Origin of the sequence: Serratia sp. MMO-28 (assembly GCF_037199905.1) — a bacterium.
GTDB lineage: Bacteria > Pseudomonadota > Gammaproteobacteria > Enterobacterales > Enterobacteriaceae > Chania > Chania oryzae.
In genome coordinates this window covers 1-223 of record NZ_JBBCVB010000140.1, presented here as the reverse complement: position 1 = coordinate 223, position 223 = coordinate 1, and the positions used below count along the sequence as shown (strand labels likewise).

Here is a 223-nt window from a genome sequence, read left to right as displayed (position 1 = left end):
TACCACACCCGGAGACAGGGCCACCATGTTGTTGCCGCTGTCCCATTGCTGGCGCTCGGTATCGTAGTCATTACCTTCGGTTTCCACGACGCGCAGTTTCTTCAGGTTCAGTGCGCCAGCGATCGCTTCAACAAAGGTGCCTTTATCACGGCTCAGTTTCATACCGGTTGGGCCACTGTCCGGGCGCAAGGAGAAGGTCTTGATCTGATTGACGATCGCCGGG

1 protein-coding gene is annotated in these 223 nt (G+C 57.0%); it reads right to left on the bottom strand.

Annotation, left to right across the window (positions count from 1 at the left end):
- Positions 1-223, bottom strand: a 223-nt coding sequence (locus WG891_RS26905; protein ID WP_337265143.1) for an arginine deiminase family protein, incomplete at both ends; no start/stop codon positions are given.